Here is a 15,376-nt window from a genome sequence, read left to right as displayed (position 1 = left end):
GGGGAGGGTCAGGCGCGGTGCACCTCGAACAGGAAGCAGCCGAACTCCACCGCCCGCACATGCACCAGTGCCACGCCGGGGTCCGCGAACTGTTCCGCCAGGATGGTCTCCGCCGTGGCGGCGTCGCGGCTCGCGTACCCGTCCACCAGCCGTCCGCCGAGGATGGTGCCGCCGGCGTCGTAGGCGCGGAAGACCCGCCGCTCACCGCACATGTCGACGGGGAAGCCCGTCCCGCCGGGCCCCGCGCACGGCTCGGCGTGCACGAACACCGGGCCCACCTCCTCGTACGGGCCGGGGTCGCCCCCGGTCCGCGCCCCCCACCGGCGCAGCGGCGCGTACGAGAGCAGGGCGAGTCGCTCTCCCGGGAGACTGCGGCGCAGGCAGCATCGCAGCGGGGAGCCTCCCTCGGTGTCGGTGACCATGCGGGGCGGACGCCCGGCGTCGTCGCGGACGCGCAACTCGGCGGCGACCTCGGCCTCGATGGCGAATGTACGGAGAGTGCTCATGGACCCATGCTCGGACGTACGGCTCCCGGCGCGCTGGCGGAAATCGGCCCTGGTTGTGAGCCCGGACGGCCTCCTTCGCCCCGATGGGATCCCTCCGTTCCCGGCTTCCCCGGGACGCGGTCGCCGACCGCGAGGAGCCGGTTTCGCGGTGCGTGCCATGCGGGTGAAGGCACGGGAGGCCGGAGGCCTGGGTGCCGGGGGTCAGGTGAGGCGGGCGTAGACGATGACGTTGGACGTGTAGTGGCCGGTGCGCCGGTCGAAGCCGCCGCCGCAGGTGACCAGGCGCAGGCCCGCGTGGTCGAGCGGGCCGTACACGCGCTGCGAGGGGAAGCGGTTCTTGGGGACCTGTTCCACCGACCGCACCACGAAGGTGGCGACCGAGCCGTCCGCGCGGGTGACGGAGATGGCGTCACCCCGGCGCATCCGCCCCAGCTCGTGGAAGACACCCTCGCGCCCTCCGCCGTCGACGTGCCCGAGGATCACGGACGCCCCGCGCTCGCCGGGCGTGTAGCCGTGCGCGTACCAGCCGGCCTGCTCGGGGCGGTCCACCGGTGGCACCTGCACGGTGCCGTCGGCGTTGAGGCCGAGCCGGGAGAGGGGCACGTGGACACCGATCCTCGGCACGTCCAGGCGGCGCGGTTCGGACCGGGCGAGGACGGGAGCCACCCGTGGGAGACCCGCTTCCGGTGTTCGCCCGTGGGACGGACGGCCCGTCTCCGGCGCCCATGGCGGGGAACCGGCCTCCGACATCTGAAGGGCCTGGGGGGAAGGCGGGGCCGGAGGCGTCTCCCCGGGCAGGAGGCCGCCGCCCACGAGCACGGCGCCGGTCACGGTGACGGCGGCGGCCGCCAGGCCGAGAGCCCGGCGGCCGCTCCCTCTCGCACGCGGCATCTCAGACCCGGGCGTGCTTACGGCGGCGCAGTGCCAGCAGGCCCGTCCCCGCCCCCGCGAGGAGAAGGACTCCGCCGACCGGTACGAGGCCGGCCGGTACGAGCGCGCTCCCGACGGGACCGCCGCCGGTCTCGGGAGCGCCCTCGGGCACCGGGCGGGGCTCCGCCCGGGTGGGATCGGCCTGTGCCGGCGCCTCTGCCGGTGCCGGTTCGGAACCGGAGCGCGTTGCCGGTGCCGGTACCGGTGTCTCTGCCGGCGCCTCTGACGGTGCCGAGCTGGAGCGCGTTGCCGGCACGGGACTGGGTTTCGTGTCCGCCAGGGCCGGGCCGGTGACGTTCAGCATGGCGACGGCGAGTCCCGCCGCGGCCAGGGCGCTACGAGCGAATCGCATACATCCTCCTAGGGCGGCCGCACCGGAACGCTCCGGCGACGTGTACCGCTCGCGATCAGAAGTCTTCGGGGGGAGCGGCAACGATGCTGGCAGCGCGATATCCACTGGACATGAGCGAAATGTCATGAGTGTGTAATGAATGTCCTCATTGTCAAAATGCGCGCTGACCACGGCGGATACTTGGACCGTGGCCAGAGTGATGCTGATCGAGGACGACCCGTCCGTACGGGAGGGGCTGCGCCTCTCGCTCAGCCGCCACGGCCACGAGGTCGACGCCGCGGGCACGGGCGAGGAGGGGCTGCGGCGGCTGAGGGTCACGCCCGCGGACATCGTCGTGCTCGACCTGATGCTTCCCGGCCTGGACGGTTTCGAGGTGTGCCGCCGGATCCGGGCGGGAGGTCCCACGCCCATCGTCATGCTCACGGCCCGCGGTGACGACCTCGACGTCGTCAGCGGCCTGGAGGCGGGGGCCGACGACTACGTGGTCAAGCCGATACGGCCGCGCGTGCTGGAAGCGCGGATCCGCGCGGTACTGCGGCGCGGAGGCCCGGCCACAGAGGCCGAGGCGGGGACCGGAGCCGGAGCTGGGGCTGGGGCTGGGGCTGGGCGGGTGGAGCACGGCGATCTGGTGATCGACCGCGGTTCGCTCACCGTGTCCAAGGCCGGTGTCCAGCTCGTGCTGCCGCCGCTGGAACTGCGGCTGCTGCTGGAGCTGACGGCGACGGCCGGGCAGGTGTTCAGCCGTCAGCAGCTCCTGGAGTCGGTCTGGGACCTCGACTTCCTGGGCGACTCCCGGCTGGTCGACGCGTGCGTGCAGCGCCTGCGCACGAAGATCGAGGACGTCCCGTCGAAGCCCCGGTACATCCAGACGGTGCGCGGATTCGGGTACCGGTTCGGCCCGCTGTGACACCGGCCGCCGGAGGGGGACGGAGGCCGTGGCCGCCGCTCGGGGTGCGCGGGCTCCGGGCCCGGCTGGTGGTCGTCTTCGTGCTGCTCGCCGGGCTGAGCGCGCTGACCGCCACCGGACTGGTCTACCGCCAGGCGAGCGACCTCATGCTGAAGCGGACGGAATGGTCGGTGGTCAACGAGTTCCGGCTGCGCGTCGCGACCCTCACCGAGAACATGCAGCACCCTCCCGACCGCGCCGCCCTGCAACAGCTCGCGAACGGCGTGGCGCCCGCGTTCCTGGAGGCGACCGGCGCCGCCGTCTACGGGAATTCGGGCCTGATCGCCTCCGGGGACGGCACCGGCCCGATCACGCCCGCGCTGCGCCGCAGCGTCGCCGGACGGCACCGGCTCGCCTACCAGCGCGTCGTCTCCGCCGGTGCCCCCTACCTCGTCGTGGGCACGCCCGTGCTGCTGGGCCGGCAGCGGACCCCCTCGGGGGTGGAGGCCTACCTCGTGACCCCGCTCGGCAAGGAGGCGGCGGACGAGGAGGCACTGGTCGCCGCCGCGCGGAACGGCGTGCTCCCGGTCGTGGCGCTGGCGGTGCTGTTCGCCCTGCTGGCGGCCGGGGGCGTGCTGCGCCCGGTACGCGACCTCGACCGGGCCGCGCGCAGGCTCGGGGCGGGCGAGCTGGACACACGGCTGAAGGTGAGCGGCGGCGACGAGCTGGCCCGGCTGGTGAAGACCTTCAACGCCACGGCCGCCGCCCTGGAGGCCAACGTGTCCGAGCTGCGCGAGATGGAGGTGAGGGCCCGCCGGTTCGTCGCCGACGTGTCCCACGAGCTGCGCACCCCGCTGGCGTCCATCCTCGCGATGGCGGACATGTTCGAGGAGGAGGCCGGCCGCCTCGAAGGCGATCTGGCCCAGGCCGCCCGGCTGATGAACCTCGAAGTGGGCAGGCTGGTCCGGCTCGTCGAGGACCTCATGGAGATCTCCCGGTTCGACGCGGGGGCGGCGCGGCTCATCCTGGACGACGTCGACGTGGCGGACGCCGTCCGGGCCTGCCTGCGCACCCGCGGCTGGACCGCCCGGGTCACCCTGGACCTGCCCCCTGACGTGCGGATCCGGATGGACCCCCGCCGGTTCGACGTGATCACGGCCAACCTCGTCGGCAACGCCCTCCGGCACGGCGCCCCTCCGGTCACCGTACGGCTGCGCGCGGAGGGCCCGCGGGACACGGGCCGCGTCGTCATCGAGGTGAGGGACTCGGGCGAAGGGGTGGACCCGGACGTTCTCCCGCACGTCTTCGACCGCTTCTCCAAGGCCGACGCGGCCCGGACGAGGTCGGACGGGAGCGGGCTCGGCCTGGCCATCGCCCTGGAGAACGCGCGCCTGCACGGCGGTTCGATCGACGTGACCAACCCGCCGGGGGGCGGCGCCCTGTTCAGCCTCACCCTTCCCCGCCGCCCGGCGCCCCCGCCCGACCGGCCGGGGACGTCCCCGCCACCTCGCCCGGAGCAGGTATGAGCACCCACAGGACGGCGTCGCGGGTGGCGTCGCGTACGGCGGCACAGGCAGCGGCGTACGCGGTGTCGCGCGCGACGGCGCGGATGATGTCGCGGGCGGTGGCATACACGGTGTCGCGTACGGCGGTACACACGGTGTCGCGGATGGTGTCGCGTACGGCGGCGCGCACGCTGAAGGGCCTGCTGGCGTGTCTACTGGCGGTCGTCTCTCTGGCGGCCGGATGCGGCATCGGCCCGACCGGTGTGATCGACGGAGGCGAGCCCGCCGTCGGGTTCCAGCCCAGCACCCGGCTCTACTTCGTGTCGGGCGCGCGGCTGCGGGCCGTGAGCCGGCCCCTGCCGTGGCCCCCGCTGAAGGCGACGCTGGAGCTGCTGGTGAAAGGGCCCAGCTCCGCGGAGCAACGGCGGGGGCTGCGCACCGAGCTCGACCCCGACGGGGACACGCCGGCCAAGGTCACCTCGGACGCGGCGAAGGTCCACATCTCCCTCACCGTTCCCGACCCCAGACCCGTCCCCGCCCCTGCGGAGAGGGGGCCGCCCAGGCAGCTTTCCCGGGACCTGTGGCTGGGGCAGCTCACCTGCACCGCCGCGAGCGCCCTGGCGGCGCGGTCGAACATCGACCCCGACGCCGTCACCGTCGTCATCCAGCGCGGCAAGGCCGAGCGGTTCGGCTCCTTCCGGTGCTCGGAGTTCCCTCGGGCACCGGAGTGACGCCTCTCGCCCGGCAGGCGGTCGCCCTGTGAACGGTCGCTCCGGCAGACGGCCGCCTCGGTGGGCGGTGGGCGGTGGGCGGTGGGCGGTGGCGCGAAGCGTGGGCCGGGTGCCGCGTCGCCACGACGTGCCCTGCCCGCGCGGGCGCGGCCCGATGACGGTGATCCGCGGCGGGAGAGCTTCGTCCCCGCCCGCGCGGGCGCGGCCCCCCCCTCGACCGGGAGGAGGTTTTCTGTCGGTGGGTGTGTCTAGCGTGGGCAGGCACAGGATCCGGAGTGAGCGAGGGAGGGTCATGACCACACTCGAGAACCGGCCGCACACCGCACTCCTCGTCGTCGACGTGCAGAACGGTGTCGTCGAGGGGGCCCACGAGCGCGACGTGGTCGTCGCGAACATCGGCGTTCTCGTCGAGAGGGCGCGGCGGGAGCAGATCCCCGTCGTCTGGGTCCAGCACTCGGACGAGCAGCTCGTGAGGGGGAGCGACAACTGGCGGATCGTCCCCGAGCTGGCTCCGGACGACGCCGAGCCGCTCGTCGAGAAGCACTACAGCGACTCCTTCGAGGACACCACCCTCGAAACCGTGCTGTCGGGCCTCGGCGTCGGGCGGCTTGTCGTCGCCGGGGCACAGACCGACGAGTGCATCCGCTCGACCATCCACGGCGCGTTCGTCAGGGGATACGACGTGACCCTCGTCAGCGACGCCCACACGACGGAGGACCAGACGGAGTGGGGGGCGCCGCCGCCGGACAAGGTCATCGCGCACACGAACCTGTACTGGACCTACCAGACGGCGCCGGGACGGACGGCCGGGACGGCCGAGACCAAGAACGTCGACTTCGGCCGCACGTCCTGAAGCCCGGGTGACGCGGACGGTGTCACCCCTGGACGGCACCGGCACCGGGTCCAGGTCGCCGGTGCCGGATCCCCGCGGACCGTGCGCGGGCGGGAGCGAGTACGACGTCTCACCCCGCTCCCACCCCGCCCTGCTCCGTGCCAACGAGGCACAACGAGGCACGCGGAGGCACAACGAGGCACGCGGAGGCACAACGAGGCACCCGGAGACCCAATGAGGCCCGACGAGGGCGGAGGGGATCAGGGAGGCCAGAGAAGCCGGTCGCGCGATGACGGTCAGTGACGCTTGACGGCCACCACGTTGTACGGGGTCGTCGGGGTGGGGGTCGTGGAGAAGCGGGCGTTGGGGAGATAGAGGCGGTCGCGGAAGGGGGCGACGGTGGTGGGGACGTCGAAGCGGCCGTCCTTGAGCTTGCGGACCGCCTTCCCGGAGGTGGCGTCGCGGTTCAGCGAGAGCGACGTCAGGGTGTTCAGGCTGTTCTGCACGACGTGGAGGGTGCGGCCCTCCAGGAGCAGGCCGTCACCGTTGGCCAGGGACTCGGTGCCGATGTCCACCAGGGTGGCCACGCCGGTCGAGGGGTCGACGCGAAACAGCTTGCCGGTGTTGGACTGGACGACGAGCAGGGCCTCGCGGTCGGGGGTCTGGGCGATGCCGTTGGCGTTGATGCCGGTCGCGTAGACGATGTCCCCGCTCAGCGGCACCTTCACCGCCTCGCCCGGCAGCGCTCCCCCACGCCCGAACGGCAGCTTGTACAGCACGGGGTTGGTCGAGTCGGTGAAGTACGCCGCGTCGTGGGTGAGCACGACGTCGTTGACGAACGCGCTGCCGGTGGCGAGCCGGTAGCTCGCGAGCACCCTGCCGTCCCGGGTGTCGATCACGCGGGCGTCACCGCCCGTGCCACCGGCGACGAACAGCCTGCCGCGCGTGTCGACCTTGAGGCCGAGCGACGGGGTGCCCGGGCCCGTGTTGATGATCCGGCCCTTGCCCGTGCGCAGGTCGGCCCGGTAGATCGCACCGGTCGCGCGCGAGCCGAAGTACGCGGCCGCTCCCGGGCCGATGGCGATCCCCTCCGGCTGGAAGCCGTCCGGAAGAGGGAACTCGGTGGGATAGGCCGGTTTCTCATGAGAGGCGGAGGTCGTGGATCTGGTCTCGGCCGCCGCGGCCGGGGCCGCCATGAGCACGGTGAGGAACCCTGCCAGGAGAAATGCCACCTTCATTAAGGAACATCCCATCTGTTGCGAGTGCGATGGTCTACCCAAATGCCCGCTTGGGTAATGGGTCTAACGTATGACGCTCCGCTGTAGCGATCCCGTAAAGCGCACGTGTCCGGATGACCCCATAAGGCGCACCGCGCGGGCCGATCCCGTAAAGCGCACGACCCGTAAAGCGCACGTACCTGGAGGCCCCCGTAAGACGCACTCACGCGGACGACCCCGTAAAGCGCACGTACCCGGACGACCCCGTAAAGCGCACCCGCTCGGACGACCCCGTAAAGCGCGCACCCGCTCGGACGACGCCCGGTTCTTGTCTCCCGCCATCCTTGGATAGCGTCGAGGCCATGCGGCTTCATGTGGGATGCGCGATGTGGACCCTCACGTCATGGCAGGGACGTCTCCTGCCCCATCCGCTTCCTCCCGGGGAGCGCCTGCGGGCCTATGCGACCTGGTGCAACGCGGTGGAGGGCAACACGACGTTCTACGCGACACCGGCGAGGAACACGGTGGAGTCGTGGGCGCGGCAGACCGGCCCGGACTTTCGCCTGGTGCTCAAGCTGCCCAGGACGATCACCCACGAGGGCCGTCTCACCGGCGTCGACGAGGAGGTGCGATCGTTCCTGGAGGCGATCGAACCCCTCGGGCCGCGAGCCGAGACCCTCTGGATCCAGCTGCCGGGATCGTTCGGCCCGACCGACCTAGGCACCCTGGCGGCCTTCCTCCGCGGACTTCCCGGCTCGCACAGGTACGCCGTCGAGGTCCGCCACCGCGCGTTCTTCGACGACGTGCGATCCGTACGGCTCCTCGAAGGGGTTCTCGCCGGCGCGGGCGCCGAGTGGGTGCCCTTCGACACCACCACTCTCTTCCGCAGCCCTCCGACCAGCGACGCCGAACGGGAGGCGTGGTCGAAGAAGCCGCGCATGCCGCGCCGGTCGGTCGCTCTCACGGACCGCCCGATCGTCCGCTACCTCGGCCGGGACGACACCGCGAGCACGATCGAGGGCTGGCGGCACTGGATCGGCACGGTCGCCGAGTGGCTGCGCGAGGGCCGCTCGCCGACCGTGTTCGTCCACACCCCCGACAACGCCGACGCGCTGACGCTCGCCCGCCGCTTCCACGACGACGTACGCGCCCTGCTGCCCGGGATCGAGCCGCTCCCCGAGCCCATGCCCACCGAGCCGCTGACCCTCTTCTGACCACTGCCGCATCGCGCGTGGTCGGACCCGTCGCGGAGGTGATCAGGGGGTCTCCGGCCGGGCCGCCGGTGTGACGGGGGCGGCGTCCGAGGTGGTGGCCTCCGGGCCGGGCTGCCGCAGCACGACGAGCGCGACCGTGAAGGCGGCGAGGAGCAGGGCCGCGGCGATGCCGAAGGCCAGGTGGTAGCCGCCGGTCAGCGCGGCCGCGCCGCTCTCTCCCGCGGACAGCAGTTCCTCGGTGCGCGAGGCGGCCAGCGTGGACAGCACCGCGACGCCGACCGCCATGCCGATCTGCTGGGTGGTGTTGAACAGCCCGGACGCCAGGCCCGCGTCGTCGGCCCTGGCGCCGGACATGCCGAGCGTGGTCAGGGCCGGGAGCACCAGCCCGCCTCCCGCGATGAGCAGCATCACCGGGAGCAGGTCGGTGACGTAGTTCGCGTTCACCGGTACGCGGGTGAGCCAGCACATCGCCCCGAACAGGAGCACCAGGCCCGCCAGCAGGACGGCACGCTCACCGAAACGGGTGTTGAGCCGGGCGGAGAGGAACAGGGACACGCCGCCGATGGCCACCGCCGCGGGAAGCATCGCGAGGCCGGTGTCGAGCGCGCCGTACCCGAGGACCTTCTGCATGTAGAGCGCGACGATGATCTGGAAGGCGAACATGGCCGACAGTGTCAGGATCTGGGCCAGGTTGGCGCCCGAGACGTTGCGCGAGCGGAAGATCCGCAGCGGCATCAGCGGGGTCCTCGCGGTCGCCTGGCGGGCGACGAACGCGGCCAGCAGGACGAGCGACACCGCGCCCAGGCCGAGGGTGTGCGCCGCGAGCCAGCCGTACTCCTCGATCTTGACCACCGTGTAGATGCCGAGCATCAGGCCGGAGGTGACCAGCACGGCGCCGATGACGTCGGCCCCGGCGGCGAGCCCGATCCCGCGCTCGCCCGGCAGGGTCCGGATCGCGAGCGCGATCGTGGCCAGCCCGATCGGCAGGTTGATGAAGAAGATCCAGTGCCAGCCGAGCGCGTCGGTGAGGACCCCGCCCAGGACCTGGCCGATGGAGGCCCCGGCGGCGCCGGTGAAGCTGAAGACGCCGATCGCCTTCGCGCGTTCCCCGGGCTCGGTGAACAGCGTCACCAGGATGCCGAGCACGACCGCGGAGGCCATCGCGCTGCCGACGCCCTGCAGGAACCGGGCGGCGATCAGCGTGCCGGGCCCGGTGGCGAGCCCGGCCAGCAGCGACGCGGCGGTGAAGACCACGTTCCCGGCCAGGAACATGGTCTTGCGGCCGATGAGGTCGCCCAGCCGGCCGGACAGCAGGAGCAGCCCGCCGAAGGCGATCAGGTAGGCGTTCACGGTCCAGCTGAGCCCGGCGGGTGAGAAGCCCAGATCCGCCTGGATGGCCGGCATCGCCACGGTCACGATGCTGCCGTCCAGGATCGTCATCAGCATCGCGGCGGACAGTACGGTGAGCGCGAGCCGGCGCGACGGGGACGCGCCGGCGCGGGGTGGCCGGGAGGGGCGGGGGGAGGGTGCGGTGTGCGACATGGCCGTCTCCTGTTCGGAAGGGAACAGAAGCGACCGTAGCAGATAGTTTTGTTGTAGACGATCCTCTGTGGATTTACTTTGTGCGCTGCCGCGCCCGCCTGACCCCCTGCGGAGCCTCGGCCGGAGTGGCCAGATGGCCCGTCACCAGGCGGTTCATGGCTCGTACGAGCACCTCGCCCTCGTCCTCGGGCAGGGCGCCCAGTGCCGCCCGGTGCACGCCGTCGACGATCTCCTGGCTCTGCCGCGCGACCTCGGCGCCCTTCTCGGTGACCGCGATGATCCGGGCGCGCCGGTCCGTACTGGACGGGCGGCGCTCGGCGAGCCCCGCCTTCTCCAGGGCGTCGACCGTGACCACCATCGTGGTCTTGTCCATGTCGCCGATCTCGGCGAGCTGGATCTGCGTGCGCTCCTCCTCCAGGGCGTGGACCAGCACGCAGTGCATGCGTGCCGTCAGCCCGATCTCGGCGAGCGCCGCCGCCATCCGGGTTCTCAGGACATGGCCGGCGTGGTCGAGCAGGAACGACAGGTCAGGCTCGGTACGGGCGGGTGCCATCGCGGTCATGGCCCCACCATAGCCAACCGGTACCGTTCTGGATTATCCGCAAGCGGAAGTACTCGCGGGGGTCCGGAAAACCGACCAGCCGATCAGCTGACCGGCCGTCCGGCCGGGTGTCCTGCTCGCCAGAGTCGCGTCGTGGCCACGCGGAACCCCACGCCGATCGCGGGCGAGGACGGCCCCCGATGCACGGATCCCGTCAGGTGGCGGTCTCGTGGTCGGTGAGGACCAGGTCGGCACGGTGGCCTCGTGCCCGCCGCCGGAGGGTGCCCGCGAGGCGTGGACCCGCCCGCCGGTGTCATTCGTAGACGGGAGGGGCGGCCGGCGGGGGCGGCTTCGCGGTCCGGTACCGGGCGGGCGGCTGGCCGGTGACGCGTTTGAAGGCGTTGCTGAAGGCGCTCTCCGAGGCGTACCCCCACTCGGTGGCCACCGACGCGACCGTGCGGTCACCGGCGCGCAACGCCTCGGCCGCCGACCGGATGCGCCAGTGCAGCAGGTAGTCCAGCGGCGGCAGCCCGACGAGGGTCTTGAAACGCAGCGCGAAGCTGGAGCGGGACATGTCCACCTCGGCGGCGAGGCCGGCGACCGTCCAGCGGCGGGTGGCCTGCTGGTGCATCAGGGTGAGCGCGGAGCCGATCCGCGGGTCGTTCAGCGCTCCCAGCCAGCCCGGGATCCTCTCCTCGCCGGCCAGGTGGGCACGCAGGGCCTGGACGAACATGATCTGGGTCAGATGCTCGATCATCACCGTCGCCCCGAGCGGCTCGGCCGCGGTCTCGTGGGTCAGCATCCCCAGCACCGGGCGCAGGGTCCGGGCCTGCTCGCTGTCGGCGGGGATGCGCACGGCCGGGGGCAGGCAGTCGAGCAGCAGCGTCGCGGTCATGTCGTCGAGGGTGATGCTGCCGCCGATGATGACGGTCGGCTCCGCGTCGTCCCGGGCGGTGGTCCCGTACCGTACGTTCCTGATGTTGGGAGCGTCGAGGTAGACGGCGTGGCCGTCCTCCGCCTCGATGTCCAGGTCGCTGGCGACCTCGTACGGCCGCCCGCCCGTGAGCAGGTAGCAGTCGCCCGCCGCCAGCCGCAGCGCGGGCATGCCGTCGATGGTGAGCCAGCAGGCGCCGGACGTGATAGCGCCGATCTTGATGTGCCGGTAGCTCCGGAAGCGCAGCGCCCAGCGGCCGGCGGCCTCGAAGCGCGAGGAGAGGGCGCTCCTGACGTTCAGCAGGGTCAGGACATCGGACAGGGGGTCCATGGTGACTCCGGACGATCTCGCATATATGTCGGACTCTTTCTTATGGATTGTCCAGGTAGACGGGTTATAGCGTTCCAACGCCCCCCCTCATCTGGTCATCTGGTCATCTGGAAGGAGTAGGACGATGAAATACGCACAGCTCGGTACCACCGGGGTCTTCGTCTCCGGCATCTCGCTGGGAGCGATGAGCTTCGGCGGGCGCGGCCAGGTCTGGGAGGCGGTCGGCGCGCTGGACGTGAAGGAGACGGACCACCTGGTGGGCACCGCGCTCGATCACGGGGTGAACCTCATCGACACCGCCGACGTGTACGGCGGGGGCGAGTCGGAGGAGCTTCTCGGCCAGGTGCTCGGGGCACGCCGCCGCGACGTGGTGCTCGCCACCAAGATGACCGCGCGGACGGCCGCCGGTCCCAACGACGTCGGCCAGTCCCGGCTGCACATCATGCGGTCGCTGGAGGACAGCCTGCGCAGGCTCCGTACCGACCACATCGACCTCTACCAGATCCACAACATCGACCCGATCACGCCCTTCGAGGAGTCCCTCGCCGCCCTCGACGACGCCGTGCACCAGGGGAAGGTCCGCTACATCGGCGCCTCGAACCTGACCGCCTGGCAGGCGATGAAGGCGCTCGGGGTCTCCGAGCGGCGGGGATGGGCGCGGTTCGTCTCCCTGCAGGCCCAGTACTCGCTCGCGGCCCGCGACATCGAACGCGAGATCCTCCCCCTGCTCCAGGACCAGAGGCTCGGCCTGCTGGTCTGGAGCCCGCTCGCCGCCGGCCTGCTGTCGGGGAAGTTCGACCGCACCGGCACGAGCGACGGCGGGGCCCGCCGCAACCGGTTCGAGTTCCCGCCGGTGAACCTGGAGCGCGCCTACGACGTCATCGACGTCCTGCGCGAGGTGGCGGCCCGCCACGAGGTCGGCGTGTCCCGCGTCGCGCTGGCCTGGGTGCTTTCGCGACCCGGCGTGAGCAGCGTCATCATCGGCGCCAAGCGCCCGGAACAGCTCACCGAGAACCTCGCCGCCGTCGACCTGGAGCTCACCGAGCGGGATCTCACCGAACTGGACGCCGTCAGCGCGCTCCCGGTCGAATACCCCGGCTGGATCCAGGCCGACCACTCCGACCGTTTCCCCAAGCAGGGCACGTGGGAATTCGCCCCGCAGGGTTGATCCTGACACGGGGAGAGGCCGTAGAACAGGATCATGAGCGACACACTCACCGACCGTCTCGCCCTCGCCCTGGACCAGGGGCGGCTGCCCGGCCTCCACGCCGTGGTCGTCCTCCGCCACGGCCGGGTGATCCTTGAGCACTACGGCGAAGGCGAGGACTTCCGGCTGAACGAGCCGCTCGGCCGGGTGCGCTTCACGCCCGACACGCTCCACGACGTCCGCTCGGTCACCAAGAGCGTCGTCGGCCTCCTGTACGGCGTCGCCCTCGCCGACGGCCGGGTGCCGGAGCCGCGCGAGCCGCTGCTGCGGCACTTCCCCGAGTATCCGGATCTCGCCGAGGACCCCCGGCGCGCCGCGCTCACGGTCGAGCACGCGCTCACCATGACGCTCGGCCTGGAGTGGGACGAGAGCGCCCCCTACACGAGCGCCGCCAACAGCGAGATCGCGATGGAACTCGCCCCAGACCGTTCCCGCTACGTCCTGGAGCAGCGGATCGTGGACGAGCCGGGCAGGCGATGGTCCTACTGCGGGGGCGCCTCGGCGCTGGTGGCGCGGCTCATCGAGAAGGGCACCGGCCGGGCCGTTCAGGACTACGCGCGTGCCAGGCTGTTCGAGCCGCTGGGGATCACGCGCTTCGAGTGGTCGGCCGGCGAGGACGGGGTGGCCTTCGCCGCCTCCGGGCTGCGGCTCACCCCTCGCGACCTTCTCGCGATCGGGCGGCTCGTGCTCGACGGGGGCGGCGGCGTCGTCCCGTCGTCCTGGCTGAAGGCGGCGCTGCACCCGCGCGTGCGGATCGACGAGGGTCGCCACTACGGCTATCACTGGTACGTGGGCGACACGTGGACGGGCGGGACCGGCAACGGCGGCCAGCTAATCCACGTGTCACCCGAGCTGGACCTGGTGGTCGCCATCAACGCCGGACAGTACGACGGGCCCGACCGGTCGACCGCCTCGGTCGTGCTCGACGAGGTGATCCTGGCGGGGATCGGGCGCCGAACCGCGTGACCACCGGGGACACGGGAGGAACGCCACCGGTCCGCGTCCTGCCCGGTTCTCGTTCCCCGGGGTCGTCGTTCCCGCCCCGGCTCGCTGTTCCCGCCCGGCTCCTCGTTCCCGCCCGGATCGCCGTGTTCACCGGTGGAGACGTCGGGGATGTCGGGGATGTCGGGGATGTCGAGTCCCGGCGTGGCCGGCCGTACGGTTACGGGTTCTTCGCCCGCGCCCGCTGCGTGATCGTGTTCCTCACGAGCCAGAGCACGCTCTGGTGAATCGCCACCCCGGCGGCGACGTTGAGCACGCCCAGCGCGGCCGCCATCACCAGTGACCCGTCGAGTCCGATCGCGTCGCCGGCCAGGAGCACGGCGGGCCAGAACACGGCGGCGGCGAGGAGGGAGGCCCGCCACCAGCGCCCGAAGATCAGGCCGAACAGGATCATGGTTGGTATCACGATTCACGCCCTTCGGAATGATCTGCCGACATCTTCATCATGACCTCACGGCACCGGTTCTAAGCCCGTGGGATCGGTTCGATCGCCGTACCCGCCGGGATTTTCCGGCGGAAAGGCCACCTTCCGGCTCGGGCACGCCTCCACGGCTCACCGGTGGCGCCTACCGTGATCGTCGGTGGAGCGGCCGGGCCGCGAGGACTGCCGGTGCGAGCGACGCGGAGCCTCCGGAGATCGTGCCTTGGGAATCCGGGAGCGCTGTTCCCCGCGAGCCTTCGGGCGGCGTTCGGCGGGAGCCTCCGAACGGCGGACGTACACGGGAATGCCCGGCTGGAGGAAGCGGTAGACGTCGAGGGCGTTGTGCAGCGGGATCCGGACGCATCCGTGGGACGCGGGGTAGCGGGGGACGAGGGTGGAGCCGTGGATGGCGATGCCGCCGTTGAAGTAGACGGGGTAGAACATCGCCCCCAGGATCCCCGTGGACCAGCCGGGAACCCGCGCTCCCGCCCGATAGTCGCCGAGCGGGGTCGCGGCGAATCCGCAGTGACCCTTCTCGCAGTACGGTCTGCGGGCACCGGTCGAGATGTGGGTCACGAGCACGGGTTTCCCGCCCTTCCACGTCGTGAGGAGCTGGCGCCGTAGGTCGATCTCGGTCCTTTCCGGCTCCCCGTCCGCCACCAGGGGCCTGACCCGGCGGGGGTGCAGGAGGGCCTGCCAGGTCGGCGAGTCGATCCTGTCGACGGGCTTCAGTCCGTTGGCCTTCTGGAAAGCCCACACGGTCATCCGCAGCGCGGAGTCGTACGTGGGGCTGAGATTTCCGGGGGGGAAACCCAAATCTTTAAGTCTTTTCTTCGCATTGTGGACCTCGATTCCCGTGCTGCCTGTTTTGAGGGTCGTGAATTGGTCCGGCAGAGGGGCGTTCCAGGAATCGGGGGTGGGGTCGGCCATGGCGTGCGTGACGCCGAAGGGGAGGGTTGTGACCAGGGCGAAGACGGTGCTGGTGATGAGGGAGAGTTGAACGGTGCTTCGCATATGTGACGTCTATCCGCCGACAGGTGCGATTAACCCTCTAATGCTACTTGCCGGGGAGTAAGACTTATACATCCTCGTGCGGTTCAAGAGTTATCTCGGGGGAATTTTCCCGAGAAAATATGCATATATTTCCGGGCGAGGTTATATGGCGATATTCATCAGATATCTGGGAAACCGTTGGACGGGCTCGACGGGACTCGACAGGGCTCAGC

The 15,376-nt window shown here is 71.4% G+C and carries 16 protein-coding genes; 7 read left to right on the top strand and 9 right to left on the bottom strand.

Annotated elements, in window-relative coordinates:
- Nucleotides 1-8: 8 nt before the first annotated feature.
- The 3 genes from ACFFRH_RS14915 to ACFFRH_RS14905 all read right to left on the bottom strand — a co-directional run bounded on the left by ACFFRH_RS14915 (nucleotide 9) and on the right by ACFFRH_RS14905 (nucleotide 1,788).
- Nucleotides 9-506: a DUF1203 domain-containing protein gene (locus tag ACFFRH_RS14915; protein ID WP_344744916.1), complete on the bottom strand. Its 498-nt coding sequence runs from the start codon at nucleotides 504-506 to the stop codon at nucleotides 9-11.
- A gap of 201 nt (nucleotides 507-707) precedes the next feature.
- Nucleotides 708-1,172, bottom strand: coding sequence for a class F sortase (locus ACFFRH_RS14910; RefSeq protein ID WP_386156986.1), 465 nt, complete (start codon nucleotides 1,170-1,172; stop codon nucleotides 708-710).
- A 226-nt stretch (nucleotides 1,173-1,398) separates the two neighbouring features.
- Nucleotides 1,399-1,788 (bottom strand): hypothetical protein, encoded by a 390-nt coding sequence (locus ACFFRH_RS14905; RefSeq protein ID WP_386156983.1) that lies wholly within the window; start codon nucleotides 1,786-1,788, stop codon nucleotides 1,399-1,401.
- Nucleotides 1,789-1,975: 187 nt separating this feature from the next.
- Here ACFFRH_RS14905 and ACFFRH_RS14900 point away from each other — a divergent pair, with 187 nt between their 5' ends.
- From ACFFRH_RS14900 to ACFFRH_RS14885, 4 genes are all read left to right on the top strand, one after another.
- The gene (locus ACFFRH_RS14900) at nucleotides 1,976-2,695 is read left to right on the top strand and encodes a response regulator (RefSeq protein WP_344744913.1); all 720 of its coding nucleotides are present in this window, start codon (nucleotides 1,976-1,978) and stop codon (nucleotides 2,693-2,695) included.
- A gap of 44 nt (nucleotides 2,696-2,739) precedes the next feature.
- Nucleotides 2,740-4,200: an ATP-binding protein gene (locus ACFFRH_RS14895; RefSeq protein WP_386156980.1), complete on the top strand. Its 1,461-nt coding sequence runs from the start codon at nucleotides 2,740-2,742 to the stop codon at nucleotides 4,198-4,200.
- The gene (locus ACFFRH_RS14890) at nucleotides 4,197-4,910 is read left to right on the top strand and encodes a hypothetical protein (RefSeq protein WP_386156976.1); all 714 of its coding nucleotides are present in this window, start codon (nucleotides 4,197-4,199) and stop codon (nucleotides 4,908-4,910) included. The genes ACFFRH_RS14895 and ACFFRH_RS14890 overlap by 4 nt, the downstream gene beginning before the upstream one ends.
- 292 nt (nucleotides 4,911-5,202) lie before the next feature.
- A complete protein-coding gene (locus ACFFRH_RS14885) occupies nucleotides 5,203-5,763 on the top strand; it encodes a cysteine hydrolase family protein (protein WP_344744912.1) in 561 nt (186 codons plus the stop codon).
- A gap of 275 nt (nucleotides 5,764-6,038) precedes the next feature.
- Here the strand turns inward: ACFFRH_RS14885 and ACFFRH_RS14880 are convergent, their stop codons facing one another.
- Nucleotides 6,039-6,974 (bottom strand): NHL repeat-containing protein, encoded by a 936-nt coding sequence (locus ACFFRH_RS14880; RefSeq protein ID WP_344744911.1) that lies wholly within the window; start codon nucleotides 6,972-6,974, stop codon nucleotides 6,039-6,041.
- Nucleotides 6,975-7,321: 347 nt separating this feature from the next.
- Here ACFFRH_RS14880 and ACFFRH_RS14875 point away from each other — a divergent pair, with 347 nt between their 5' ends.
- Nucleotides 7,322-8,173, top strand: coding sequence for a DUF72 domain-containing protein (locus tag ACFFRH_RS14875; RefSeq protein WP_386156972.1), 852 nt, complete (start codon nucleotides 7,322-7,324; stop codon nucleotides 8,171-8,173).
- Nucleotides 8,174-8,215: 42 nt separating this feature from the next.
- Here the strand turns inward: ACFFRH_RS14875 and ACFFRH_RS14870 are convergent, their stop codons facing one another.
- From ACFFRH_RS14870 to ACFFRH_RS14860, 3 genes are all read right to left on the bottom strand, one after another.
- Nucleotides 8,216-9,715: a DHA2 family efflux MFS transporter permease subunit gene (locus ACFFRH_RS14870; protein WP_344744909.1), complete on the bottom strand. Its 1,500-nt coding sequence runs from the start codon at nucleotides 9,713-9,715 to the stop codon at nucleotides 8,216-8,218.
- Nucleotides 9,716-9,788: 73 nt separating this feature from the next.
- Nucleotides 9,789-10,277, bottom strand: coding sequence for a MarR family winged helix-turn-helix transcriptional regulator (locus tag ACFFRH_RS14865; RefSeq protein ID WP_344744907.1), 489 nt, complete (start codon nucleotides 10,275-10,277; stop codon nucleotides 9,789-9,791).
- 292 nt (nucleotides 10,278-10,569) lie between these two features.
- Nucleotides 10,570-11,520 (bottom strand): AraC family transcriptional regulator, encoded by a 951-nt coding sequence (locus ACFFRH_RS14860; protein WP_344744906.1) that lies wholly within the window; start codon nucleotides 11,518-11,520, stop codon nucleotides 10,570-10,572.
- A 124-nt stretch (nucleotides 11,521-11,644) separates the two neighbouring features.
- Between ACFFRH_RS14860 and ACFFRH_RS14855 the strand changes: the two genes are divergently transcribed.
- Together ACFFRH_RS14855 and ACFFRH_RS14850 are read left to right on the top strand one after the other, a co-directional pair.
- A complete protein-coding gene (locus ACFFRH_RS14855) occupies nucleotides 11,645-12,688 on the top strand; it encodes an aldo/keto reductase (RefSeq protein ID WP_344744905.1) in 1,044 nt (347 codons plus the stop codon).
- 33 nt (nucleotides 12,689-12,721) lie between these two features.
- The gene (locus ACFFRH_RS14850) at nucleotides 12,722-13,693 is read left to right on the top strand and encodes a serine hydrolase domain-containing protein (RefSeq protein ID WP_344744904.1); all 972 of its coding nucleotides are present in this window, start codon (nucleotides 12,722-12,724) and stop codon (nucleotides 13,691-13,693) included.
- 196 nt (nucleotides 13,694-13,889) lie between these two features.
- Here the strand turns inward: ACFFRH_RS14850 and ACFFRH_RS14845 are convergent, their stop codons facing one another.
- Nucleotides 13,890-14,135 (bottom strand): hypothetical protein, encoded by a 246-nt coding sequence (locus ACFFRH_RS14845; RefSeq protein WP_344744903.1) that lies wholly within the window; start codon nucleotides 14,133-14,135, stop codon nucleotides 13,890-13,892.
- Nucleotides 14,136-14,282: 147 nt separating this feature from the next.
- Entirely contained in the window at nucleotides 14,283-15,164 is an 882-nt protein-coding gene (locus ACFFRH_RS14840; RefSeq protein WP_386156966.1) for a L,D-transpeptidase family protein, read from the bottom strand.
- Nucleotides 15,165-15,376 lie beyond the last annotated feature (212 nt).

The organism is Streptosporangium vulgare (assembly GCF_042428775.1).
Lineage (GTDB): Bacteria > Actinomycetota > Actinomycetes > Streptosporangiales > Streptosporangiaceae > Streptosporangium > Streptosporangium vulgare.
This window is presented reverse-complemented; position numbering and strand designations above follow the sequence as displayed.

Bases quoted from the DNA above. Each gene is read 5' to 3' on its own strand.
- ACFFRH_RS14875 (WP_386156972.1), top strand. From the start codon at position 7,322: ATGCGGCTTCATGTGGGATGCGCGATGTGGACCCTCACGTCATGGCAG.
- ACFFRH_RS14915 (WP_344744916.1), bottom strand. From the start codon at position 506: ATGAGCACTCTCCGTACATTCGCCATCGAGGCCGAGGTCGCCGCCGAG.
- ACFFRH_RS14850 (WP_344744904.1), top strand. From the start codon at position 12,722: ATGAGCGACACACTCACCGACCGTCTCGCCCTCGCCCTGGACCAGGGG.
- ACFFRH_RS14870 (WP_344744909.1), bottom strand. From the start codon at position 9,715: ATGTCGCACACCGCACCCTCCCCCCGCCCCTCCCGGCCACCCCGCGCC.
- ACFFRH_RS14885 (WP_344744912.1), top strand. From the start codon at position 5,203: ATGACCACACTCGAGAACCGGCCGCACACCGCACTCCTCGTCGTCGAC.
- ACFFRH_RS14905 (WP_386156983.1), bottom strand. From the start codon at position 1,788: ATGCGATTCGCTCGTAGCGCCCTGGCCGCGGCGGGACTCGCCGTCGCC.
- ACFFRH_RS14855 (WP_344744905.1), top strand. From the start codon at position 11,645: ATGAAATACGCACAGCTCGGTACCACCGGGGTCTTCGTCTCCGGCATC.
- ACFFRH_RS14890 (WP_386156976.1), top strand. From the start codon at position 4,197: ATGAGCACCCACAGGACGGCGTCGCGGGTGGCGTCGCGTACGGCGGCA.
- ACFFRH_RS14860 (WP_344744906.1), bottom strand. From the start codon at position 11,520: ATGGACCCCCTGTCCGATGTCCTGACCCTGCTGAACGTCAGGAGCGCC.
- ACFFRH_RS14865 (WP_344744907.1), bottom strand. From the start codon at position 10,277: ATGACCGCGATGGCACCCGCCCGTACCGAGCCTGACCTGTCGTTCCTG.
- ACFFRH_RS14840 (WP_386156966.1), bottom strand. From the start codon at position 15,164: ATGCGAAGCACCGTTCAACTCTCCCTCATCACCAGCACCGTCTTCGCC.